At 67.3% G+C, this 22035-nt stretch carries 20 protein-coding genes; 10 read left to right on the plus strand and 10 right to left on the minus strand.

The window, feature by feature from the left end:
• The first annotated feature begins 34 nt into the window (after positions 1-34).
• Positions 35-616, plus strand: a complete 582-nt coding sequence (locus tag ACV095_RS19765; protein ID WP_134165321.1) for a dihydrofolate reductase family protein — start codon at positions 35-37, stop codon at positions 614-616.
• 63 nt (positions 617-679) lie between these two features.
• Here the strand turns inward: ACV095_RS19765 and ACV095_RS19770 are convergent, their stop codons facing one another.
• From ACV095_RS19770 to ACV095_RS19780, 3 genes are read right to left on the minus strand one after another with little or no spacing between them, the layout of a single operon-like run.
• On the minus strand, positions 680-2194 hold the full coding sequence (locus ACV095_RS19770) for a carboxyl transferase domain-containing protein (protein WP_478222543.1): 1515 nt from the start codon (positions 2192-2194) through the stop codon (positions 680-682).
• A gap of 1 nt (position 2195) precedes the next feature.
• Entirely contained in the window at positions 2196-3404 is a 1209-nt protein-coding gene (locus ACV095_RS19775) for a CaiB/BaiF CoA transferase family protein (RefSeq protein ID WP_478222544.1), read from the minus strand.
• Between the two features lie 59 nt (positions 3405-3463).
• The gene (locus ACV095_RS19780; protein ID WP_018770284.1) at positions 3464-4831 is read right to left on the minus strand and encodes an SLC13 family permease; all 1368 of its coding nucleotides are present in this window, start codon (positions 4829-4831) and stop codon (positions 3464-3466) included.
• Between the two features lie 136 nt (positions 4832-4967).
• Between ACV095_RS19780 and ACV095_RS19785 the strand changes: the two genes are divergently transcribed.
• Together ACV095_RS19785 and ACV095_RS19790 are read left to right on the plus strand one after the other, a co-directional pair.
• The gene (locus ACV095_RS19785) at positions 4968-5666 is read left to right on the plus strand and encodes a FadR/GntR family transcriptional regulator (protein WP_144601001.1); all 699 of its coding nucleotides are present in this window, start codon (positions 4968-4970) and stop codon (positions 5664-5666) included.
• A 122-nt stretch (positions 5667-5788) separates the two neighbouring features.
• The gene (locus tag ACV095_RS19790; RefSeq protein ID WP_478222545.1) at positions 5789-7234 is read left to right on the plus strand and encodes a purine-cytosine permease family protein; all 1446 of its coding nucleotides are present in this window, start codon (positions 5789-5791) and stop codon (positions 7232-7234) included.
• Positions 7235-7318: 84 nt separating this feature from the next.
• Here ACV095_RS19790 and ACV095_RS19795 read toward each other — a convergent pair whose 3' ends face one another.
• Together ACV095_RS19795 and ACV095_RS19800 are read right to left on the minus strand one after the other, a co-directional pair.
• A complete protein-coding gene (locus ACV095_RS19795; RefSeq protein ID WP_478222546.1) occupies positions 7319-7780 on the minus strand; it encodes a DUF4190 domain-containing protein in 462 nt (153 codons plus the stop codon).
• Positions 7781-7815: 35 nt separating this feature from the next.
• Entirely contained in the window at positions 7816-8388 is a 573-nt protein-coding gene (locus ACV095_RS19800; RefSeq protein WP_478222547.1) for a LysE/ArgO family amino acid transporter, read from the minus strand.
• 95 nt (positions 8389-8483) lie between these two features.
• On the opposite strand from ACV095_RS19800, the gene ACV095_RS19805 reads away from it, so the two are divergent.
• Positions 8484-9410 (plus strand): LysR family transcriptional regulator ArgP, encoded by a 927-nt coding sequence (locus ACV095_RS19805; RefSeq protein ID WP_478222548.1) that lies wholly within the window; start codon positions 8484-8486, stop codon positions 9408-9410.
• On the opposite strand, the gene ACV095_RS19810 is transcribed toward ACV095_RS19805, so the two are convergent.
• The gene (locus ACV095_RS19810) at positions 9370-10326 is read right to left on the minus strand and encodes a nuclease-related domain-containing protein (RefSeq protein ID WP_478222549.1); all 957 of its coding nucleotides are present in this window, start codon (positions 10324-10326) and stop codon (positions 9370-9372) included. The two genes, ACV095_RS19805 and ACV095_RS19810, sit on opposite strands and share 41 nt — an antisense overlap.
• A gap of 240 nt (positions 10327-10566) precedes the next feature.
• On the opposite strand from ACV095_RS19810, the gene pgm reads away from it, so the two are divergent.
• Positions 10567-12231, plus strand: coding sequence for a phosphoglucomutase (alpha-D-glucose-1,6-bisphosphate-dependent) (gene pgm, locus ACV095_RS19815; protein WP_018770291.1), 1665 nt, complete (start codon positions 10567-10569; stop codon positions 12229-12231).
• Here the strand turns inward: pgm and ACV095_RS19820 are convergent.
• Positions 12228-12743 (minus strand): 2'-5' RNA ligase family protein, encoded by a 516-nt coding sequence (locus ACV095_RS19820; protein WP_478223485.1) that lies wholly within the window; start codon positions 12741-12743, stop codon positions 12228-12230. The two genes, pgm and ACV095_RS19820, sit on opposite strands and share 4 nt — an antisense overlap.
• Before the next feature lie 134 nt (positions 12744-12877).
• A complete protein-coding gene (locus ACV095_RS19825) occupies positions 12878-13483 on the minus strand; it encodes a malonic semialdehyde reductase (RefSeq protein WP_478222550.1) in 606 nt (201 codons plus the stop codon).
• Between the two features lie 199 nt (positions 13484-13682).
• On the opposite strand from ACV095_RS19825, the gene ACV095_RS19830 reads away from it, so the two are divergent.
• Positions 13683-15035, plus strand: a complete 1353-nt coding sequence (locus ACV095_RS19830; protein ID WP_018770294.1) for a uracil-xanthine permease family protein — start codon at positions 13683-13685, stop codon at positions 15033-15035.
• Here the strand turns inward: ACV095_RS19830 and ACV095_RS19835 are convergent.
• A complete protein-coding gene (locus ACV095_RS19835) occupies positions 15032-15955 on the minus strand; it encodes an SGNH/GDSL hydrolase family protein (protein ID WP_478222551.1) in 924 nt (307 codons plus the stop codon). The two genes, ACV095_RS19830 and ACV095_RS19835, sit on opposite strands and share 4 nt — an antisense overlap.
• Positions 15952-16836: a GAF domain-containing protein gene (locus ACV095_RS19840; RefSeq protein ID WP_018770296.1), complete on the minus strand. Its 885-nt coding sequence runs from the start codon at positions 16834-16836 to the stop codon at positions 15952-15954. The genes ACV095_RS19835 and ACV095_RS19840 overlap by 4 nt, the downstream gene beginning before the upstream one ends.
• A gap of 181 nt (positions 16837-17017) precedes the next feature.
• Here ACV095_RS19840 and ACV095_RS19845 point away from each other — a divergent pair, with 181 nt between their 5' ends.
• From ACV095_RS19845 to ACV095_RS19860, 4 genes are all read left to right on the plus strand, one after another.
• Positions 17018-17902 carry a LysR family transcriptional regulator gene (locus ACV095_RS19845; protein WP_224084198.1) on the plus strand — a complete coding sequence of 295 codons (885 nt, stop codon included), beginning with the start codon at positions 17018-17020 and terminating at the stop codon, positions 17900-17902.
• Positions 17903-18121: 219 nt separating this feature from the next.
• On the plus strand, positions 18122-19219 hold the full coding sequence (locus ACV095_RS19850) for a tartrate dehydrogenase (RefSeq protein WP_224084197.1): 1098 nt from the start codon (positions 18122-18124) through the stop codon (positions 19217-19219).
• Between the two features lie 141 nt (positions 19220-19360).
• The gene (gene dctA / locus ACV095_RS19855; RefSeq protein ID WP_224084196.1) at positions 19361-20830 is read left to right on the plus strand and encodes a C4-dicarboxylate transporter DctA; all 1470 of its coding nucleotides are present in this window, start codon (positions 19361-19363) and stop codon (positions 20828-20830) included.
• Between the two features lies 1 nt (position 20831).
• Positions 20832-21977 (plus strand): glycerate kinase, encoded by a 1146-nt coding sequence (locus tag ACV095_RS19860; RefSeq protein WP_224084195.1) that lies wholly within the window; start codon positions 20832-20834, stop codon positions 21975-21977.
• The last annotated feature ends 58 nt before the right edge of the window (positions 21978-22035 follow it).

Here is a 22035-nt window from a genome sequence, read left to right on the forward strand (position 1 = left end):
GCGGGCGCTTCCCGCCACGGAAAGGCTGACCGCAGTGGGCAAGGTCGTGGTGATGAACCATGTGACGCTCGATGGCGTCATGCAGGGACCGGGGCGCCCGGACGAAGATCCCCGGGGAGGATTCACCGGCGGCGGCTGGGCCGTTCCGCGTGCCGACCAGGCGACAGTCCAGAAGATGGGCGGGCGCATGGGCGCCGGCCACGCCTTCCTCTTTGGACGGCGCACCTACGTGCAGCTCCTGTCGTCATGGAACGCCCAGGGCGGTCCATTCAAGGACGCCCTGAACAACACGCCCAAGTACGTCGCTTCCGGTGACCCCGCCTTGAAGCTTGAGTGGCCAAACTCAACGCTCCTTCGCGGGGACGTTCCGGCGGCTGTGAAGGAGCTCCGGGAAACCTTCCCCGGGAACCTCGTGATCATGGGCAGCGGAGTGCTGATCCGCAGCCTTATGGCGGCAGATCAAATCGACGAGTACCTGCTCATGATCCATCCCCTGGTGCTGGGCAACGGTCACCAGCTTTTCACCGGGGCAACAAAAACGCCGCTGCGGCTCCTCGAAGCCGAACACACCGCCACGGGCGTCATTATGGCCCTCTACGTGCCGGACCAGCCGTAGGAAGCGCCGGAACCGATACTCCGGCGCCTCCCGGGCCTGCCCCCCACGGCCAAGTGGCAACCGTCAGCTGCCGCCGAGGGATGCGAACTTCCGCGCCCGGGCAGCCACGAGTTCCGGCACGGGAACGCCGGCCACCGAGCCCAGCTCAAACTCAATCGCCCGGGCCATCCGGGTGCAGAATTCGCGCGGCTCCAGAGAAGCATCGTCCCGCTCATCCACAATGTGGTCCACCAGGCCGTTCGCGTACAGCGCGGCCACGTTCACTCCCTGCGCCTGGGCCATGGCCGGGGCGAACGCGGTGGTCCGGTGCACGATGGCGCTGGCACCTTCCGGAGGAAGCGGTGAAAGCCAGCTGTGCTGGGCCGCGATGGTCCTGTCCGCGGGCAGCAGTGCCAGCGCACCTCCCCCGGCGCCCTGGCCAAGCAGCACGGACACCGACGGCGATTCCAGACCGATCAGTTCGTGCAGCGAGCGCGCAATTTCGCCGGCAAGTCCGCCCTCCTCCGCCTCCTGCGACAAAGCAGCGCCGGCGGTGTCGATCACGGTGAGCAGCGGCAGCCGCAGTTCCTCCGCCAGCTTCATGCCGCGGCGCGCCTCCCGCAAGGAACCCGGTCCCATCCCGGCGGCGTCCTTCCGAAGCGGGCGGGCGTGGCCCAGGACGATGCAGGACTGGGTGCCAAAACGCGCCAGTGCCAGCAGCAACCCGGGGTCCTTCTCCCCCTGTCCGGTTCCGTTCAGGGGGAGAGCGTCGGTGGCGCCGACCCTCAGCAGCTGGCGCAGGTCCGGCCGCCGGGGATGCCGGGAGATCCCGATGGACGTCCAGGCGTCAACTGTTGAAGGCCGGACGTTGAGGGTCTCGGGAGGGGCAGGGCGCGCAGCCACCGGGCCCCCGGGAGAGAGGATGTCCAGTGCCCGGCCCACCAGGTCTGCAAGATCGCCGGGTTCCACCACGCCGTCGATCAGTCCCTTGTGGAAGAGGTTCTCCGCCACCTGCACGTTCTCCGGGAACGCCTCGCCGTACAGCGCCTCGTACACCCGGGGACCCAGGAAGCCCAGCAGGGACCCAGGTTCCGCCACATTGATGTGGCCCAAGGAACCCCACGATGCCATGACGCCACCGGTGGTGGGGTGCCGCAGGTAGACCAGGTACGGCAGCCCGGCCTGGCGGTGCGCCCGGACGGCGCCGGTGATCTTCACCATGGACAAAAACGCGAGCGTCCCTTCCTGCATCCGGGTTCCCCCGGACGCAGGCCCGGCCAGCAGCGGCAGCCCCTCCGCGGTGGCGCGTTCAACGGCGGCAACGATCCGTTGCGCCGCCGCATGGCCGATGGAGCCGGCCAGGAAGGAGAATTCGCTGACGATCAGCGCAACGCGGCGGCCGCGGATGAGGCCGGCGCCGGTGACCACCGACTCATCGGCGCCGCTGCGTTCGCGCGCTTTTGCCAGGTCGCGGGCGTACTCGTCAGAGACGTCCGGCTGTTCCGGTTCGGTGTCCCAGGAGACGAACGAGCCCTGGTCCACCACGGCGTCCAGCAGTTCGGTTGCGTTCAGGTGCCGCACCTTTTCCCTCGTCGGCATGCTATTTGGCCCCCGCCGTTGCAGAAGCCAGGCCCAGCCACTCGCGGATTGCCGGCCCGTCCTCGTCCAGCAGCGGCGGTGCATCGTGCTGGGTGGGGGTGGTTTCGGCCGCATCCCCGGGAGCGAAGAACCGCAGCGGCGGGCCGGGCAGGCTCACTTTTCCGAGCAGCGGGTGGTCCACATCCACCACCAGCCCCTGGGATGCCACCTGCTCCCAGGCGTACACCTCGTCCAGCGAGCGGACCTTCCCTGCCGGGATCCCGGCGTCGTTCAGTTTCGCCAGCAGTTCCGCCGCACCGTAGCCGGCAAAGGCGCGTTCGACGGCGGCAATCACCCCCGCACGGTTCCGCACCCTTTCGACATTGCTGGCAAAGCCGGGGGCACCCGGCTCCAGGCCAAAGGCCGCAGCAAAGGACGCCCACAGCTTCTCGCTGCCGACGCTGATCTGTACGCTGCCGTCCTTGCAGTTGAACAGGCCGTAGGGGGCGATGGACGGGTGGTGGTTGCCCTGGGCCTGGGGAACTTCGCCTGCAACGGTGGTCCTGGTGCCCTGGAAGGCATGGACGCCGATCAGCGATGCCAGCAGCGACGTGCGTACCACCTTGCCCTGGCCGGTCCGGGTCCGCTCCACCAGCGCCGCGAGCACGCCGAAGGCGCCGTTCATCCCGGAAAGCAGGTCGGCAATTGGAACGCCGACGCGCTGGGGGTCGTCCGGCCCTGACCCGGTGAGGGACATGAGTCCGGCCTCGCCCTGCAGGATCTGGTCGTAGCCGCTGCGCTGGGACTCGGGCCCGTCGTGGCCAAAGCCGGTTATGGACAAGATCACCAGCCGCGGGTTGATCTCATGCATCGCCGCGGTGGAGAAGCCCAGCCGGTCCATGACCCCGGGCCGGAAGTTTTCGATCACCACGTCCGCCCGCTCCAGCAGGCCGCGGAGCACCGCCTGCCCGTCGCCGCTCTTCAGGTCCAGGCTGATGGACTCCTTGTTGCGGTTGCAGGACATGAAGTAGGTGGACTGGAGGTCGTCTTCGGGGCCGACGAAGGGCGGCCCCCAGCCGCGGGTGTCGTCACCGGTTCCGGGGTTCTCCACCTTGATGACGCGGGCGCCGAGGTCCGCCAGCATCATGCCTGCGTGGGGCCCGGCCAGTGCGCGGCTGAGGTCGACGACGGTGTGCCCGGCCAGGGGGCCTTGGCGGTTCTCGGTGCTCATGGTTTGGGTTTCCTTTCTGGAACGGGTGGCGGACGGCCGCCGGTGTGGGGCAGCGGCGGCTAGAGCCAGCCGGGCACCACCAGCGCCAGCCATGCCAGGACGGGGCCGGCCACGATCACGATGCCGCTGTAGCCGAGGATCCGCTTGTAGAACTGGTCCTTGTCCACGCCTTCCGGGGCATTGGCCAGCACCAGCGCGCCATTGGTGGAGAACGGTGAGACGTCCACGATGGTGGCGGACACTGCGAGGGCGCAGATGACGCCGACGGCGCCGATCTCGCCGGTGGAGAGGAACGGAACCGCGAGCGGGATGAGCGCTGCAAGGATGGCGGTGGAGGAGGCAAAGGCGGATACCACGGCACCGATGAAGCAGATGATGAGGGCGGCCAGGAGCGGCATTCCCATTCCGGCAACGCCGCTGGAAACGAACTTGATGGTTCCAGCTTCCTCCAGCACTCCGACGAACGTCAGCATGCCGCAGATCAGCAGCACGGTGGACCAGCTGATCTTGTTGATGGCCCCCTTCTGGGCTGCGGGTGACACCAGGGCCAGCACAATGGCGATGGTGATGGAGACGAAGCCGACGTCCATCTTGAAGCCAAGGGCCACGACGGCCAGCACGATCAGGCCTGCAATGGTGACCAGCTGCGGAATCCGCTCTTTGCGCTCCTTGGTGGCCGCGACGCCGTCGCCTGCGGGGTCCCTGGGACCGTACATGCCGGAGCCGAAGCCCTTGAAGGGGACGTCGGCGCCGGCTTTGGCGCCGACGCTGACGGCCATCCGTGCCTCAGCTGCCTGCTCCACGAACTGTCCCACCTTGGAGGACATGAGGTTCCTGCCGCCGAGGACCACGAAGAGCACCAGTGCGATGACCAGGTTGAAGATGAAGCTGGACAGGAACAGCGCGGTGGGGCTGAAGGCAAGGTCCGTCTTGGCCAGGATGCCGTTGACGGTGACACCGTAGACGGCGATGGGCGAGAAGCCGCCCGCCTGCGCGCCGTGGATCACCATCATGCCCATGAGCAGCGGGCTGATCTTGTACTTGCCGGCGAAGCTCAGGGCGATGGGGGCAATGATGGCGACGGCGGCGGGAGACAGGGCGCCCACGGCGGTGATGACGGCGGTGATGGCGAACATGACCCACGGGATGAGGGCAACGCGGCTGCCCACCAGGCGGACTGCGCCGCGGACCAACAGGTCGATGGTCCCGTTGTTCTGCGCTATGGCGAACAGGTAGGTGACGCCGACGATGGTGAGGAAGAGGCCGCCGGGAAAGTTGGCCAGGATCTCGTTGGTGGACATGCCCAGCACCAGGGCGCCGAGCAGGAACGCGCCGACGAAGGCGAGCGCGCCCATGTTGAGGGGCAGGACGGTGGCGAGCAGGAACATCGCCGCGAGGATGATGATCGATAAGACAGGAGCGGACATCGTTGGTCCTCCGTTGGGGGAAAGAAAGAATGTGACGTGAGTTACTGGCTCACTGGACTAGCCTCTTAGACAGTGAGTCTATCTGTCAATAGACGAAGGAGGTATTCTGGTCCCTACGACCCCGAGGGAGGGCTTTGTGGAGAAGACAGCACGGCTGGGCCTGGAACGCGTCACGCGGCCCCGGCTGTACGAGCAGCTGGTGGAGCAGATCCTCGCCTACATCGAGTCCGCCCAGCTCCGGCCGGGCGATCTCCTGCCGGCGGAGCGCGACCTTGCCGAACGGCTTGGGGTTTCCCGCGCCACGCTGGCGCAGGCGCTGGTGGCCCTGGAAGTGCTTGGCGTCATCGACGTGCAGCACGGCACCGGCGCAGTCCTGGCCCGGCGGCCCAGCGTAGCCTCGGTCATCAAGGGCCTGCGCGAGCACCAAAGCCGGCTGCCCGAAATCGTGGAGGCGCGCAGCACCCTGGAAGTGAAGCTTGCCGCCCTCGCCGCCGAACGCCGGACCGACCAGGACCTTGCCGCCATCGACGATGCCCTGGACGTCATGGCCAGGGAAATCAACGACGGCGACCGCGGCACCCACGGCGACGAACTGTTCCACCAGGCCATCACCGCGGCAGCACACTCGTCCGTCCTGGCACAGCTGATGGCCTTCATCGCCGAGATGATCCTGGAAACGCGGATGGAGTCGCTGGGGCAGCCCGGCCGGCCCGAACAGTCCCTGGCGTCGCATCGGAAAATCGCGGATGCCGTCCGGGCCCAGGATGCGGAGGCGGCCGCGGACGCCATGCTGGCGCACATCGAGCTTGTCTCGGACGTGGAGCTGCTCCGCTAGCCAGGCCGCGCGACACGCGGAGGCGTCTGGTTTCCCGGACAGCAGGACCCGGTTGCGGGTGTTGGCCGGCCGCCAAACCCGGTGTGATGGACCCTACGTTTCCATCACTGAGGAGTTAGGCCATGGCCGGAGGCAGTACCGCCGTTGAGGCACGATCGATCGACATGATCCCACCGGGCGAGCGGCACGGCCACCCGCGCGGCCAGTTCACCCTGTGGTTTGGTGCCAATGCCCAGATCACCGCCATCGTGGACGGCGCCCTGGCCGTGGTGTTCGGCGCGGACGCCTTCTGGGCAATAGTGGGCCTGCTGGTGGGAAATGTGCTGGGCGGCGCGGTCATGGCCCTCCACTCAGCCCAGGGTCCCAAGCTGGGCTTGCCGCAGATGATCTCCAGCCGAGCCCAGTTCGGCGTCTACGGGGCCGTGATTCCGCTGGTGCTGGTCATCCTCATGTACGTCGGGTTCGCCTCAACAGGCACCGTCCTCTCGGGGCAGGCGATCAACCTCATGCTGGGAGTGGACGCGCCCGCCGTCGGAATCCTGGTCTTCGGTGCCGCAACGGCCCTGCTGGCCATCCTGGGGTACAAGTACATCCACGCGCTGGGCCGCATCGCCACCGTACTGGGTCTGGCAGGCTTCCTGTACCTGACCCTGGCGGTTGCCACCAAGTTCGACATCACCCAGGTGATGATGGTCAAGGGCTTTGAATGGCCCACGTTCCTCACCGCCGTTGCCATGGGTGCCGGCTGGCAGCTCACCTTCGGCCCATACGTAGCCGACTACTCCCGCTACCTTCCCGCGGACACCTCGGAACGGAAGACCTTTTGGTACACCTTCGCCGGCTCGGTGGGCGGGGCGCAGTGGGCCATGACCCTCGGCGCCCTGGCCGGCGGACTCTCCGCCGCCAAGCTGGGCGGGGACTTCCTGAAGAACCAGGTGGGCTACATGGGCGATCTCGCCGGCGGCGGGCAGATCGCCGTCTTCATTTACCTGATGATCGTCACCGGCAAGCTGACGGTTAACTGCCTGAATGCCTACGGCGCCTTCATGTGCGGCGTGACCATCAGCACCGCCGTTAACCGGAGGGATACCGTCTCCAAAGCCGTGCGGATTGCCTTCATCGTGGCGGTAATCGGCGCCAGCGTGCTCATCGCACTGTTCGCCAGCAAGGATTTCCTGAACCTGTTCAAGAACTTCGTCCTCCTGCTGCTCATGGTCTTCACGCCCTGGTCCGTGATCAACCTGGTGGACTACTACAAGGTCTCCCGGGACCGGCTGGACATCCCCGCCCTCTACAACCCGGACGGCCGCTACGGCCGCTGGAACGTGGCCGCCCTGGTTTCCTATGGAATCGGCGTCGTCATCCAGGTCCCGTTCCTGGCGCAGGCGCTGTACACGGGCCCCGTCACCAAGCTGCTGGGCGGCGCGGACATTTCCTGGCTGGTGGGAATCGTTGCCACCCTGGCCGTCTACTACCCCTGGGCCAAGGCCACCAACCGCGCGCCGGCGGAGACCATTTACCCCGGGTATCCGGTAGAGGTGCCCGCCACCGCAGCAGTCAAGGGGTAAGGCACGACGGCGGCAGAAGGGACGACGGCGGCACGGGCGCAGGTGCCCGGCCGCCGTCGCCGCTGCTTTCCCAGCCGGCCAGGGCTAGAAGGTGCCTGTATTGGAGCCGGCGGTGCCGGCGATGGCCAGGCCGATGATGAGCAGCAGCCAAAGGGCGCCGTAGCCCAGGAGGCACAGGTAGCCCAGCACCAGGCCGGTGATGGACATCCCCCTGCCGGAGGGTTCGCGCCGGAGGGCCAGGTGGCCGGTGATGATTGCGGCAAACTGCGGAAGCAACAGCCAACCCGTGATGACCGAGGCGATGCCGCAGACCATGCTTGCGATGCTCAGGGTCTTCGCTTCCACCGGCCGGCCATAGTAGGACGGCTGGCCGAGATACTGCGGCTGGCCGTACTGGCCCTGGTTGTAGGAGCCCGGGTTGTACTGGGGCTGGCCGTACTGTCCCTGCCCGTACTGTCCCCGTCCGTACTCGGCCGGCGGCCGGTAGCTGGGCCACGGCGAACCGTCACGCTGGTAGTCAGGCCCCTGGGATTGCTGGTTACTCATGGTTTCTCCCCTGCGGATCTCGGCTCCAGCCTACTTCAGTGCAGGACCAGGCGGATGGCCAGGGCCAGCATCAGCACACCGATGGCAGCATCAATCCAGCGCCACGTTCGCGGGCTGCCGAGCACTCCAGCCAGCGCGCGTGCCCCATACCCCAGGGCGGAGAACCACAGCACGCTTCCGGTGACTGCGCCTGCGGCAAAGACCCAGCGCAGATCGGCTCCCTGCTGGTTGGCGAGGCTGCCCAGCAGCACCACGGTGTCCAGGTAGACGTGCGGGTTCAGGAAGGTCAGGGCGGCCGTGGTGGCGATCACCGAGTTCTTCGACTTGGGCGCCTGCTCCGCCAGGGTGGAGGGTTTAACCGCCGCCATGAAGGACCGCGCGGCGAACCACAGCAGGTACGCGGCGCCGGCCCAGCGCAGGACTTCCAGCGCCTCGGGGAACCGGGTGACCAACGCCCCGATGCCGGCCGTGCCACCGACGATGAGCAAGGCGTCGCCGGCCATGCAGACGGCCACTACCGCCCCGATGTGCTCGCGCCGGATGCCCTGGCGCAGCACGAAGGCGTTCTGGGCGCCGATCGCCACGATCAGCGCGATCCCGGTGAGCATTCCCGTTATTCCAGCAGTCCACATACCTACTGACGGTAGGATCCGCATAACATATAGGCAAATTAATGATTCTTGGTATTCATTAGGATGTCTTCATGAATCTTGAGCACCTGAAGGCCCTGGTGGCTGTCATCGACGAAGGAACGTTCGAGGCAGCGGCCGATCTGCTCCGGATCACGCCATCCGCCGTGAGCCAGCGGATCAAGGCACTGGAAGCGTCGGTAGGCCAGGTCCTGGTCCGCCGAAGGCTGCCCTGCACGGCCACCGACGCCGGCGCGCTGCTGCTGCGGATGGCCCGCCAGGTGCAGGTGCTGGAAGCGGAGACGGCGGCGGCACTGGGCGCAGGGTCGCCGGCCCGGGCCCAGCTGCCGGTGGCCGTCAACGCGGACTCACTGGCCACGTGGTTCGTCCCCGTCCTGCATCAGGCCGCCGCGTGGGAGGACTCAGCCCTCGATCTCCACGTTGAGGACCAGGGCTACAGCAGCCAGCTGCTCCGCGAAGGCGAGGTCATGGGAGCGGTGACGTCGGACCCTGCCCCGGTGAGCGGGTGCAGGGTGGAACTGCTGGGCTCCATGCGGTACGTTCCGGTGGCCACCCCCGGGCTGCGCCGGCGGTTTTCCGTGTCCGGCGGCGTGGATTGGGCGGCAATGCCGGTGCTGAAATTCAACACGAAAGACAACCTGCAGGAGCAGCTGCTCACGGCCAGGAGCCTGCGGCAGCTTCCTCCAACGCACACCGTCCCTTCGTCCCAGGGATTCCTCGCGGCAGTCAAAGCCGGTTTGGGCTGGGGGATGATTCCGGAGCTCCAGCTCACGGACGAGCTGGAGTCCGGCGCCCTGGTGCGGCTCGAGGACGGCCCCCACCAGGACGTGGCCCTGTACTGGCAGGCCTGGACCCTGGACTCGGAACGGCTCAACCGGATGACCGGAGCAGTCCGCGCGGCCGCCAAAGACCGGCTGCTGCCAGGAGATGCGCCGGAGGCTAGCGGCCCAAGTAGGGCAGGATATAGACGGCAAAAATGACGAAGGCCGCCAGCAGGGCAAGCTTCCCTCCACTGGTGCCGCCATGCTGCTGCGCTTTGCCGTTCCTGCCGCGGCGCGCCGATCCCGCCGACGCCCCGGTCCGCGTTCCGGCCGGCGCTCCCGCCCTGTGCCCTGTGGGTGGTCCTGCCTTCGTTCCGCGCGGGGGGAGGGCCCGCCCTGCGGGGTGCCGGGATGCACTTTGGCTGCGGCCCGTTTCGTCCGGGGAGCCGGGCTTCCCGCGGGGAGTTGCTGCGGGGCCGGCCGGGGGCAATGCTCCCGCCGGGCGCACCACGGTTCCCGGCCGCACGCTGCGAAAAGCGGTGATGCCTGGTTCCTGTTCATGGGTGAGCTGCTGGCCCAGGTGCGCGTACAGCCCCACCACTGTTTGCTGGTCGAGCACGGCCGGCAGCGCTTCGATGGCTCCCACCACCCGCTGGGAACCGGCCACGGCAACGTCGGATTCAGTCACCCCGAAAAGGTCGGGCTGCGCGGACATGCAGATGAGTGGACGCACCAGGCGGCGGTGCGGCGGAGTCAGCACCGAGGCCACGGCAGCACACTGGGCCAGGGCCCCTTCCACTGCCTGGGTCCGCGCAAAGCGGCCCTGCCACAGCACCCCGGAAGCCACCCGCACCTCACCGGTCCAGTTCTTCGAGTCGATCACCACCACGCCGCCGGGGCCCACCAGGACGTGGTCAAGGTTCGCTTTGGGCCGGCCGGGCCAGTGGACATCGTGGAGGACGTACCAGCCGCGCGGGACCAGTTCGCTGAGCTTGTCGGCCACCACCCGCTCCCCTGCGGCGCCGGCGTCCCACGCCTTCGTGGAACGTTCGGCCTGGTCGAGTTGGCGCTTCAGCCTCGCAACGCGCTCGGCAGCCAGCCTGGACTGCTCCGCTGCCCCGTCTCCTGCCCCCATTGGACGTCCCCGTTTCCTAGCCGGACAGGACTCCGGCGGCGGCCCGCCGTCGTCCGTTCCTTTCCCTTGTTTCCTGGAATTTTTTGAAAGGTAGCAGGGCGTCAAAGGGCCGGTATATAGGTACTTTCCGGGCCGGGTACTCAGGTGGACTACTTGGTTTGATGAGCACATTGCGCGTCACAGGGTCCGGATTATGGGCGGGTCGCTTGGACTCCTGCCAGGTTCTGGCATGCTGGAGCCATGGCTAGCCGCGCGGGTACAGTTGCCCAACCCCAGGACCTTGTTGACATCACTGCGCTTCTTGACGCGTATTACGACGTTGCGCCGGACCTGGGTGATCCCGGCCAGCGCGTCGTCTTTGGCACCTCCGGGCACCGGGGCTCCAGCCTCAAGGCCTCGTTCAATGAACAGCACATCGTTGCCATCACGCAGGCAATCGTGGAATACCGGGCTGCGCAGGGCGTCACCGGCCCGCTGTTCCTGGCCAAGGACACCCACGCACTGAGCGAGCCCGCGCAGAACTCCGCGCTGGAGGTGCTCGCCGCGAACGGCGTCCAGGTCCTCGTCGACGCCAGGCACGGCTACACCCCCACCCCGGCGCTGAGCCACGCCATCTTGACCTACAACCGGAAAGCCGCACCGGGCGCCCCGCAGGCCGACGGCATCGTGGTGACCCCCAGCCACAACCCGCCCGGCGACGGCGGCTTCAAGTACAACCCCCCGCACGGCGGCCCGGCGGACTCGGATGCCACCGGCTGGATCGCCAACCGCGCCAACGAGCTGCTGGAGAACGGGCTGCGCGGCGTGAAGCGGATCCCGCTGGCGGACGCCCAGGCCGCAGACACCACCGGCAAGTTCGACTTCCTGAGCAGCTACGTGGACGACCTTCCGTCCGTCCTGAACCTGGACGCCATCCGCAATGCCGGGGTCCGGATCGGTGCCGATCCCATGGGCGGCGCGTCCGTGGACTACTGGGGCGAGATCGGCGAGCGCCACCACCTGGACCTGACCGTGGTGAACCCCACGGTGGACCCGCAGTGGGCCTTCATGACCCTGGACTGGGACGAGAAGATCCGCATGGACTGCTCCTCCCCGTCGGCCATGGCGTCGCTGATCCAGCGGATGTCCGACGCCGCCGCCTCCGGCCAGCCTGCATTCGACGTGGCCACGGGCAACGACGCCGACGCCGACCGCCATGGCATCGTCACCCCGGACGGCGGGCTGATGAACCCCAACCACTACCTGGCCGTCGCCATCGACTACCTCTACCGCAACCGCAGCGGCTGGAACCCCGCCTCGGTGATCGGCAAGACGCTGGTGTCCTCCTCCATCATCGACCGCGTGGCCGAGAGCCTGGGCCGCAAGCTCGTTGAGGTGCCCGTTGGCTTCAAGTGGTTCGTTCCCGGCCTGCTCTCGGGTGAAGGGGCGTTCGGTGGCGAGGAATCCGCCGGTGCCTCCTTCAACAAGCTGGACGGCAGCGTCTGGACCACGGACAAGGACGGCATCCTGCTGGCACTGCTGGCCTCGGAGATCACCGCGGTCACCGGCAGCTCCCCGTCCCAGCTGTACAAGGGGCTGACGGACCAGTTCGGCGCCCCCGTCTACGCCCGGATCGACGCCGCCGCCACCCGCGAGCAGAAGGCTGCACTCGGCAAGCTGTCGCCGTCGGACGTTACCGCCACGGAACTGGCGGGCGAGACGATCACCGCCAAGCTCACCGAGGCGCCAGGGAACGGCGCGCCCATCGGCGGCCTGAAGGTGGTCACCGAAAACGCCTGGTTCGCGGCCCGCCCGTCCGGCACGGAGGACGTGTACAAGATCTACGCCGAGTCCTTCAAGGGCGAGGAACACCTGAAGCAGGTGCAGGCGGAGGCCAAGGCGCTGGTGGACAGCGTCATCGCCTAGTACTGCGAAGGTTCCTGGCTCCACAACCGGAGGATGCGCCTGATGGCGTGGTCGCCGCCGGGCGCCATGTCCACCAAAGCCACGCGGTCAAGCACGACGGCGTCGCCCCGGTGGAGGCGCTTGGCGTCCGGGCCTGGGATGGCCTGGTGGGAGACGTGCGGCCGGTAGCCGGACAACGTGTGGCGCGGCGTGAGGATCCTGCCGCCCGCGTCCACCACCACCTGCACCAGCCGCTCATGCAGCTCCTGCAGGGCGGGGTGCGGTTCCACCAGGTTGACGGGCACGGACCCGTTGCGGCCAAAGGCGGCGTCCTCCCCCACGGTCAGCTCCGCGCCAAGCGCTGCGTTGGCCGGCCCATCTGCAAGCGCGGCGATGCTTTGGGCGACGTCGGCACCGTCCGTGGCCGCGGCGTCGAACCTCACCAGGGTGACGTGCAGCGGCCACTCCGTCCGCAGAAAAACCTGGCCGTCCGCCACCGGTTCCACGAAGGCCACAAAGATGAGGTTCCGCATCGGCATATGCCCAGTCTCCCACCGGCCCACCTCCACGCCTCTAAACGCCCCATCACATCCCGCCCAAAAAACCCAAACGCCCCATCACCAGGTGATGGGGCGTTTGGAGAAAAGACGCAGGAAGTGATGGGGCGTCAGACGGTGCGGACAGCCTCGTCGTAGGAGAATTTGGGCTTTGCCTCGCCCCAGGCGTCCTCGCCCGGCTGGCCGATGTTGACCACCAGGAAGCTCTTCTGGTCGCCGGCCGGGAAGAAGGCGGCGTCGATGGCGTTGAAGTCAGCGCCGGTCATGGGGCCGGCGGCGAAACCGAGCGAACGGACGGCCAGGATGAAGTAGCCGGCCTGCAGGTGGGCATTGTTGTTGCCCGTGGCTGCTGCGAGCTGCGGGTCGGCGTCGTACATGGCCTTGGGGGCGTTGTAGCCGGGGAGGAAGTCGGCCCACTTGCCGGCCCAGTCGGTGTCGTAGCTGAGGATGGCCACCAGCGGGGCGGAAGCCGTCTTGGCCTGGTTGCCGCGGGACAGGGCATCCACCAGGGTGGCGCGGGCCTCGGGCGAGCGGACATAGGTGACGCGCAGCGGCTGGGAGTTGAACGCGGTGGGGCCGAACTTGGTGAGCTCGTAGATGGCCTGGGCCTGCTCCTCGGTCACCTCGCCGGTGAAGGAGTTGGCGGTGCGGGCCTGGGCAAAGATGGCGTCCACGGCTGCCGAATCGATAACCGCTTCTTCGTGGGCAATGGTCATTGGCTTACCTTTCGCTGCGCCGCCCGCCTGCCGGGGTGGCCTCTGATGCTTTCCATAGTTGCAACTTCAACTGCTTTCCTCCTCTTCCCGTGACGCCGGGTGACCTTGGCCACAGCGGGCCCGCACAAACACTTGGCGGTATTCTGGAGCGAGTTGATCTTCGCCCCCTCGCGGCACCCCCTGAAAGGCATTCCTTCCCATGAGCATGCTCGGAATCAAATGGAAGCTGCACGGCACCGGCAAAACCATCAAGCCCGGCCAGGTGGTGGCCCCGGATGAGCGGCTGGCGTGGCCCCTGACCATCGGCGTGGGCATGCAGCACGTGGTGGCCATGTTCGGCGCCACCTTCCTGGTTCCCATCATCACCGGGATGCCGCCCGCCACCACGCTGTTCTTTTCGGGGATCGGCACGCTGCTGTTCCTGGTGGTCACCAAGGGCCGGGTGCCCAGCTACCTGGGTTCAAGCTTTGCCTTCATTGCACCCATCACCGCCTCGCAGGCGCAGTTCGGCATCCCCGGCGCCCTGGGCGGCGTGGTGCTTGCCGGCGCCACCCTGGCCCTGGTGGGGGCCGTGGTGCAGAAGTTCGGCGCCGGCTGGATCAACCGGTTGATGCCGCCCATCGTCACGGGTGCCATCGTGGCACTGATCGGCCTGAACCTTGCCCCCGCCGCCAAGCAGAACTTCGACGCCGCCCCGATTACGGCCCTCATCACACTGGTCACCATCATCCTGGTCAGCGTCCTGTTCCGCGGAATCCTGGGCCGGCTCAGCATCCTGGTTGGCGTTGTGGTGGGCTACCTGGTGGCCATGCTCCGCGGCGAGGTGAAGTACGACAAGATGGACGCCGCAGCCTGGGTTGGGCTGCCGCATTTCCAGACCCCCGAGTTCCACATCGGCGTCCTGGGCCTGTTCGTCCCGGTGGTCCTGGTGCTGGTGGCAGAGAACATCGGCCACGTGAAGTCCGTTGCCGCCATGACAGGACAGAACCTCGACGGCGTCTCCGGACGCGCGCTGATGGCAGACGGTGCTGCCACCGTGCTGGCCGGCCTGGGCGGCGGATCGGGCACCACCACGTACGCGGAGAACATCGGCGTCATGGCGGCCACCAAGGTGTATTCGACGGCGGCCTACTGGGTGGCGGGCATGTTCGCCATCCTGCTCAGCTTCTCGCCGAAGTTCGGCGAACTGATCGCCACCGTCCCGGCAGGCGTGCTGGGCGGCGCCGCCACGATGCTGTACGGCATGATCGGCATCCTGGGCGTGAAGATCTGGGTCCAGAACAAGGTGAACTTCTCCAACCCGGTCAACCTGACCACTGCCGCAGTGGCCCTGATCATCGGCATCGCGGACTACACCTGGACCATTGGCGACCTGAAGTTCACCGGCATCGCCCTGGGTTCTGCTGCCGCCCTGGTGATCTACCACGGCATGAAGGCCGTCGCGAAGGCGCGCGGAACGGTGGCCGAACCCGAAACCGAGCAGGGCGTACTGCCTCCGGCAGCGAAGGCCGCGATGAAGGCCGCGGCCAAGCGCTCCCCCAGGAAGCGCTAAGCCACCCTGCCGGTTTCCACCCCGGGGTCCACTCCAGGCTGTCCGTCATAACCCGGTCCGGAGGTCCTGGCCGCGGGATGTCCGGACGGGAAGGGACCGGGACGGCCAAGGCCGAACACCGGGACAGGCTGCGGCCGCTTGGCCGCCAACCCGCTGACCTGGTGGGGCCGCATCCGCTTCAGCACCCACGGCACAAAGTACTGCTTGGCCCAGACCAGGTCTTCGGCCCGGGCCTGCGTCCAGCCGTGCGCGGGAAGCGGCCGCGGCTGCAGCGGCCTGAGCGTATGCGGTACGCCCAGGGCGTTGAGGGTGGCCACCGCTACGGAATGGTGGCCCAGCGGGGACAGGTGCAGCCGGTCCGGGTCCCACATCAGAGCATGCTGCAGCTCCGGCAGGCACCAAAGGTCAACCATGATGGCGTGGTGCCGGGCCCCGATCCTGTGGAGGTGTTCGTTGTAGACCGCCACGCGGCCGCGGATCTTGCCGAAGACCGGCGTGTTCCCCCAATCGGGACCTGCATACAGCAGGATGGTGGCGCCCGTGTCAGCCAGGATGCCCACGGCCTCGTCGATCTTTTCCGCCAGCTTGTCCGGGTCGCCGTGGCGGAACACGATGTCGTTGCCACCGCCGGACATGGCAATCAGGTCGGGTTTCAGCGCCAGGGCCGGTGCCAGCTGCCCGTCGAGGATTTGCCGCAGCAGCATGCCGCGGATGGCCAGGTTGGCATAGGCGAAGTCCGGCTGGCTGTCCGCCAGTTCCTCCGCCACGCGGTCAGCCCAGCCCCGGAGGCCGCCCAGGCTGTGCGGCTCGGGATCGCCGATCCCTTCGGTGTAAGAGTCCCCCAGGGCGACGAACCGGTGCCAGGGGTGCCTGCCCGGTCCTTCCGTGATGGAGCGCAGTTCCTGTTTCCCGATGGTCATGCTGTCCTCCCTTCCGCAGCAGGCGGGGGTTCCGTCCCCGCCGCAGCGTCCTTGCGGGCCGACCTTCCGGTTGGAAAGTCCCGCCCCGCCGGCGACGGCCGCGGGAGCTCCGCCACGCCGTCGTACGTTTCCTGCCGCAGCCCCGACGGCTGCCCAACCCCGAGGTCCATCCCTGCGGGGGCCACAACGTTCAATGCCACGTCCCGGAGATCCAGCTCGTGGTGCAGCGCCTGCGTCTGCAGGAACCGCAGCGCACCCTCCCGGGTGAGTCCGTATTCGTTCATCAGGCTGCGCACGGCGAGGTCCACCAGGACCAGGGAGCTTTGGACGACGGCGAGACCCGCCGTCGTTTCCGCGCGTTCGGCCACCCGGACCACAACATGCATGGCCCGCGCCACCTCACGGGCATAGCTTTGGCTGCGCACCAGGTCATCGCTGGTGAAGGCGTGCGGGAAAGGCGCGTAAAGATTGATGGCGGCACTGGTCCCGCCTTCGGTGAGGATGGGGACGGAGAGCAGGGACTGCACCCCATGGGCCGCGGCAGCGCTGGAATACCCCGGCCAGCGGCGGTCCCGGCTCAGGTCCGACACCAGGACGAATTCTGCGGTGCGCATGGCTTCCATGACCGGTCCGTCAGCGAACGAGCATTGCTCCCGGTCCGCTTCGCGTGCCTGCTCCGTACTGGCTGCGATGGTCCGCGCCGTGCCCAGGCGGAAGAGGGTGGCCGCCCAGCTGATGCTGCGGCGCTCACCTTTGATACCCGCCATGAAGTCGCGGGTGACGTCCCGGAGGTAGTCTTCGACGTCCTTGCTGTCGAAAACCGGCTCCGGGGTAACTGGAAGCGGTCCCCAGCCAACCTGCCCCGTGGGTTCAGCGGCCATGCTCCAGCCCTGCTATCAGCGCACCGGGCCCACTGCAAAACCTTGCTCTAAGAATACGACCGCTGGCCGCCATAGTGGGCAAAGTTGGCGAAACAAGGGGGAAAGGGGGATTCGCAGAATGGGGCAGGCGTGGGTAGGCTTCAGGCGCACCCCAGCATCGGTCTGCCGGAGAGGAGCCGCTTTGGACACCCGGAAACTGAAGTACTTCCTGGCGGTGGTAGACCACGGTGGATTCAACCGCGCGGCAGAGCACCTGCTGATCGCCCAGCCGTCCCTGTCGCAGACCATCGCCGGACTGGAGAAGGAGCTGGGCGTGCCCCTGTTCCACAGGATCGGCCGCCGGGCTGTCCTCAGCGACGCCGGCAGGGAGTTGGTGGGTCCAGCGCGTCTGGTAATGCGGGACCTGGCCGCGGCACAGTCCGCGGTGCAGGCTCTTCGCGGCATCCGAAGCGGGCAGCTGGACATCATCACCATGCCCTCACCGGGAATTGAACCACTTACCTCAATGATTGCCGCCTTCACCCAGACCTACCCGTCGGTCCGGCTGAACGTTGGGGCCGCGTTCACGCCGGAGGAAGTGGTGGAATCCGTGCGCAGCGGCAGCACGGAAATAGGACTGGCCGGTTCCCCCACCGCCATCCGCGTTCCCGGCGTCGAAGTATTGGCGCTGGAGCGGCAGCCCCTGATCCTCATCGTTAACCCGCAGGCGGACACTTTTGGTTCCGGTGACTCGATTGTGCGGGAGGACCTTGGCGGCCAGCGCATCATCGCCAGCCAGCGCGGTTCCCTGATGCGCTGGCTCGTGGACGATGCGCTGGCCCAGGGCATCGAAGCCGAGATTGTGGTGGAGGTGGCCCACCGCACATCCATCCTCCCCCTCGTTCTCGCCGGCGTGGGGCATGCGGTGATGCCTTCCTCGTGGGCACCCACCGCGCACAAGGCCGGCCTGCGGACGCTCCTGATCGAACCGGTCTCGCACCTGGAAGTAGCCATCCTGAGCCGCAAGGACGACCTCACCCCTGCGGCGTCCGCCTTTCTGGAAGTCGCCAGGCAGCACGCGGAGTAGCCGCGGCACAACCCATCGGCGGCTCCGGCAGCGCAGTTTAGGGCTCAAAAGGGCGTTATCGGAGCATTGATCACTGGATCGATAGGCGGTTCCTATCAGCTGGATCGAATCTTGGTCTTGGACGCTGATGGAGCGGGCCGCGTCTACTTGAGGAGGAAGAAAAGCAGCGTGATCCCGGCAACAGGACACACTGCCCACACTCAACGAGGAGGTAGCCACATGGGCGCCAACCAGACATTCAACATCGCTTCGATCCCCGCGGACGGCGTAGGCAAGGAAGTGGTCGCCGCTGGCCGCCGCGTCCTGGATGCGCTGGCCGAAAACTCCAACGGCAGGTTCGCTTTCGATTGGACCGAGTTTCCCTGGGGCTCGGAGTACTACGCCAGGACCGGACAGATGATGGACCCCAAGGGCCTGGAAGCCCTGAAGGACTTTGACGCCATCTACTTCGGCGCCGTCGGCTGGGAAAACGTCCCGGACCACATCAGCCTCTGGGGGCTGCGCCTGAACATCACCCAGAACTTCGACCAGTGGGCCAACATCCGCCCCGTTAAGTTCCTCCCCGGCGTGCAGTCCCCGCTGCGCAAGGCAGACAACACCGAACTCGACTGGGTTGTGGTACGCGAAAACAGCGAGGGTGAATATGCCGGCCTGGGCGGCCGTAACCTCAGCGGCCGCGGCCCCGGCAACGAGGTGGCGCTGCAAACCGCACTGTTCACCGAAAAGGGCTGCGAGCGCATCGTGCGCTTCGCGTTCGACCTGGCCCGGACCCGCACCGTGAAGAAGGTTTCCTCCGTCACCAAGTCCAACGCCCAGCAGTACGGCATGGTCCTGTGGGACGAGGTCTTCAACCGCGTGGCCCTTGACTACCCGGACGTCCAGACCGAAAGCGTCCTGGTGGACGCCATGAGCGCCAAGTTCATCCTCAAGCCCGAGGACCTGTCCGTGGTGGTGGCCTCCAACCTGAACGCCGACATCCTCTCCGACCTCGGCTCCGCACTGGCGGGCAGCCTGGGCCTGGCAGCCAGCGCCAACCTGAACCCGGAGCGCCGCTTCCCGTCCATGTTCGAACCCGTCCACGGCTCCGCTCCGGACATCGCCGGCCAGGGCATCAGCAACCCGATCGGCGCCATCGCCAGCGCCGCCCTGATGCTGGACCACTTCGGCCTGCACGGGGAAGCACGCCGCGTTGAAGCCGCCATCGAAGCGGCCACCGGCGCGGGCCACCTGACGCGCGACGTGGGCGGCACTGCAAACACCGAGGACGTCACCGAAGCCATCATCAAGGCCCTGACGCTCACTCCGGCAGCTGTCTAGGCAAGCAGTAACCTCCGGCGCCGCCATTCGGTCGCCGGTGCCACGCCCGGGGCGGGCGGTGAAGCAGCGCTGCCGCCCGCCCCGCAGCAATCTCTTCCCCAGAACATCCTCCAGCGACATTCCAACAATGAGGTAGGAATCATGGACCACAACAGCACCGCCGCAGCTGCAACAGCGGCCCCGAAAACCCGGTGGTACCGGCAACTGTACTTTTGGGTACTGACAGCGATCGTCATCGGCATCCTGGTGGGCTGGCTTGCCCCGGCAACCGGTATTGCCATGGAACCGATCGGCATCACGTTCGTCAACGCAATGAAGATGCTGATCGGACCCATCGTCTTCCTCACGATCGTGGGCGGCATCGCCAGCGTCGCCGACCTGAAGAAGGTGGGCATGACCGGGCTGAAGGCGCTCACGTATTTCCAGGTCGGCACCATCTGCGCCCTGGCATTCGGACTGGTGGCCATCAATATCTTCCGGCTCGGCGAAGGCGTGAACGCCGACCCCGGCGCCATCAAGACTTCCGACTCGGCCGCCAAGCTGATCGACGCCGGCGCGCACCAGGAATGGTGGCAGTTCATTACCAACATCATCCCCACCAGCGTCGTCCAGCCCTTCGTCGTGGGCGACATTCTGCAGATCATCTTCATTGCGGTTGTCTTCGGGATCGCCCTGAACGCCATGGGCAAGGTGGGCGCCCCGGTCCTTGACGGCGTCCAGCGCCTCACCGCTGTGATGTTCAAGATCCTCAGCTTCATCATGAAAGCGGCGCCACTTGGCGCATTCGGTGCCATGGCCTTCGCGGTGGGTAAGTACGGCGTCTCATCCCTGACCAGCATGGGCGGCCTGATCGCGCTCTTCTACGCCACTTCCATCCTCTTCGTGGTGGTGGTCCTCGGCTCGGTCATGGCCTTCCTGAAACTGAACATCTTCAGCATGATCCGGCACCTCAAGGAGGAATACCTGCTCATCCTAGGCACCTCCACTGCCGAGCCTGCCCTGCCGGGGCTGATGCGCAAGCTCGAGCACGCCGGCGTCAAGAAGGAAACGGTGGGCCTCGTAGTCCCCACGGGCTACAGCTTCAACCTGGACGGCGCCGCCATCTACCTGTCCCTCGCGGCCCTCTATATCGCCCAGGCCACCAACACCAGCCTGACCATCGGACAGCAGCTGGGCCTGCTCGCCGTCATGCTGCTGACCTCCAAGGGCGCAGCCGGCGTGGCGGGCGGCGGCTTCATTGCCCTGACCGCCACACTGGCCACCATCGGTACCATCCCGGCGGCCGGCATCATGCTCATCTTCGGCATCGACAAGTTCATGTCGGAGTGCCGTGCCCTGGTCAACTTCACCGGCAACGCGGTGGCCACCCTGTTCATCGCCTGGTGGGACCGCACGCTCGACGCCGACCGTGTCCGCCGCGTCTTTGCGGGCGAAACCGTGGAACCTGTGCCCGCGCAGACTCAGGCTCAGGCTCAGGCTCAGGAACTGCATGCCGGGGCCGGCCCCAACGACGACGACCTCCACCAGGTGCCTGCCCCAGGGAAGGATTCGGCCGGCGTCGGGCATCCCCTCCCTGCCGACCGCCGCCCCGCCTACTCCGAGACCGTCTGACATGTCCACTTCCACCCCCTCCCTCCGCGCCCTCATCGCGCCCGACAAATTCAAGGGCAGCCTGACCGCCCATGAGGTGGCACACGCCCTGGCGGCCGGACTCCGGTCCGTCGCCGGGGCCCACCGAACCATCCAGTGCGACCTGCTCCCCCTGGCCGACGGTGGAGACGGCAGCGTGGACGCCGCCGTCTCGGCAGGGTTCGCGCGGCACACCTGCCAGGTCACCGGGCCGACGGGGCAGCAGGTGCAGGCATCCATCGCCTTCGACGGAGTCACCGCCGTCGTGGAAGTGGCCAACACCTGCGGGATCTCGCTCCTGCCCCACGGCACCCTTGACCCGCTCAACTCCTCCAGCCGCGGATTCGGCGAAGCCATCCGCTTCGCCCTCAGCCTTGCCCCGGCACGAATCGTGCTGGCGCTGGGCGGCAGTGCCAGCACAGACGGGGGCACGGGGATGCTGTCCGCCCTGGGCTACACCTTCACCGACACCGATGGCCACCGCCTTGAAGGGACAGGGCGCAGCCTCTTCCGGATCCGCTCCGTCCAAGGCTCCCCCCTTCCAGGCCTGGTGGCGGCTGAACTGATCGTTGCCAGCGATGTCTCCAATCCGCTATGCGGTCCTGCCGGCGCTGCTGCCGTCTTCGGGCCCCAAAAGGGGGCGGTGCCGGCCGATGTGGCCAGCCTGGACGCCGGGCTGGTGCACTTCGTGGCAAGGATGGAAGGCGCGGGATTTGCTTCCGCCCGCGAACTGGCCGGACACGAGGGAGCGGGCAGCGCCGGCGGATTGGGCTTCGCCTGCCTGCTGCTGGGCGCGCGGCAGGTATCGGGAGCGGACTTCTTCCTGGACCTGCTGGACTTCGATGGCCGCAGGGACAACTGCGACCTGGTCATCACGGGCGAAGGCAGCATCGACTTGCAGACCCTCGCCGGGAAGCTCCCGGCTGCCGTGGCCCGCCGGTCCGGCACCCGGCCCATCATCGCCGTCGCCGGCCGTTCCCTGCTTCCCCGCGAACGCTGGGCGGACCTGTCCCTGGCACGGGTGTACGCCCTGGCCGACTACACCAGCCGGGACTCCGCCAAAGACCCAGGGTTGTCCACCGCCCTCCTCCAGCAGATTGGCCGGGACATCGGACAAAGCATCCACTAGCCCAGGCACGTTTGTCCCCTCCACCGGCTCCGCTGAGCAGTAGCATCGGGAGAGGGAA

Source organism: Arthrobacter sp. JDC6 (assembly GCF_056484025.1).

What these genes read in the sequence shown, in the direction of transcription:
- ACV095_RS19770 (WP_478222543.1), bottom strand. Translation starts at nt 2,194, where the DNA reads ATGCCGACGAGGGAAAAGGTGCGGCACCTGAACGCAACCGAACTGCTG.
- ACV095_RS19775 (WP_478222544.1), bottom strand. Translation starts at nt 3,404, where the DNA reads ATGAGCACCGAGAACCGCCAAGGCCCCCTGGCCGGGCACACCGTCGTC.
- ACV095_RS19780 (WP_018770284.1), bottom strand. Translation starts at nt 4,831, where the DNA reads ATGTCCGCTCCTGTCTTATCGATCATCATCCTCGCGGCGATGTTCCTG.
- ACV095_RS19790 (WP_478222545.1), top strand. Translation starts at nt 5,789, where the DNA reads ATGGCCGGAGGCAGTACCGCCGTTGAGGCACGATCGATCGACATGATC.
- ACV095_RS19795 (WP_478222546.1), bottom strand. Translation starts at nt 7,780, where the DNA reads ATGAGTAACCAGCAATCCCAGGGGCCTGACTACCAGCGTGACGGTTCG.
- ACV095_RS19800 (WP_478222547.1), bottom strand. Translation starts at nt 8,388, where the DNA reads ATGCTCACCGGGATCGCGCTGATCGTGGCGATCGGCGCCCAGAACGCC.
- ACV095_RS19805 (WP_478222548.1), top strand. Translation starts at nt 8,484, where the DNA reads ATGAATCTTGAGCACCTGAAGGCCCTGGTGGCTGTCATCGACGAAGGA.
- ACV095_RS19810 (WP_478222549.1), bottom strand. Translation starts at nt 10,326, where the DNA reads ATGGGGGCAGGAGACGGGGCAGCGGAGCAGTCCAGGCTGGCTGCCGAG.
- pgm (WP_018770291.1), top strand. Translation starts at nt 10,567, where the DNA reads ATGGCTAGCCGCGCGGGTACAGTTGCCCAACCCCAGGACCTTGTTGAC.
- ACV095_RS19820 (WP_478223485.1), bottom strand. Translation starts at nt 12,743, where the DNA reads ATGCGGAACCTCATCTTTGTGGCCTTCGTGGAACCGGTGGCGGACGGC.
- ACV095_RS19825 (WP_478222550.1), bottom strand. Translation starts at nt 13,483, where the DNA reads ATGACCATTGCCCACGAAGAAGCGGTTATCGATTCGGCAGCCGTGGAC.
- ACV095_RS19830 (WP_018770294.1), top strand. Translation starts at nt 13,683, where the DNA reads ATGAGCATGCTCGGAATCAAATGGAAGCTGCACGGCACCGGCAAAACC.
- ACV095_RS19835 (WP_478222551.1), bottom strand. Translation starts at nt 15,955, where the DNA reads ATGACCATCGGGAAACAGGAACTGCGCTCCATCACGGAAGGACCGGGC.
- ACV095_RS19840 (WP_018770296.1), bottom strand. Translation starts at nt 16,836, where the DNA reads ATGGCCGCTGAACCCACGGGGCAGGTTGGCTGGGGACCGCTTCCAGTT.
- ACV095_RS19850 (WP_224084197.1), top strand. Translation starts at nt 18,122, where the DNA reads ATGGGCGCCAACCAGACATTCAACATCGCTTCGATCCCCGCGGACGGC.
- dctA (WP_224084196.1), top strand. Translation starts at nt 19,361, where the DNA reads ATGGACCACAACAGCACCGCCGCAGCTGCAACAGCGGCCCCGAAAACC.
- ACV095_RS19860 (WP_224084195.1), top strand. Translation starts at nt 20,832, where the DNA reads ATGTCCACTTCCACCCCCTCCCTCCGCGCCCTCATCGCGCCCGACAAA.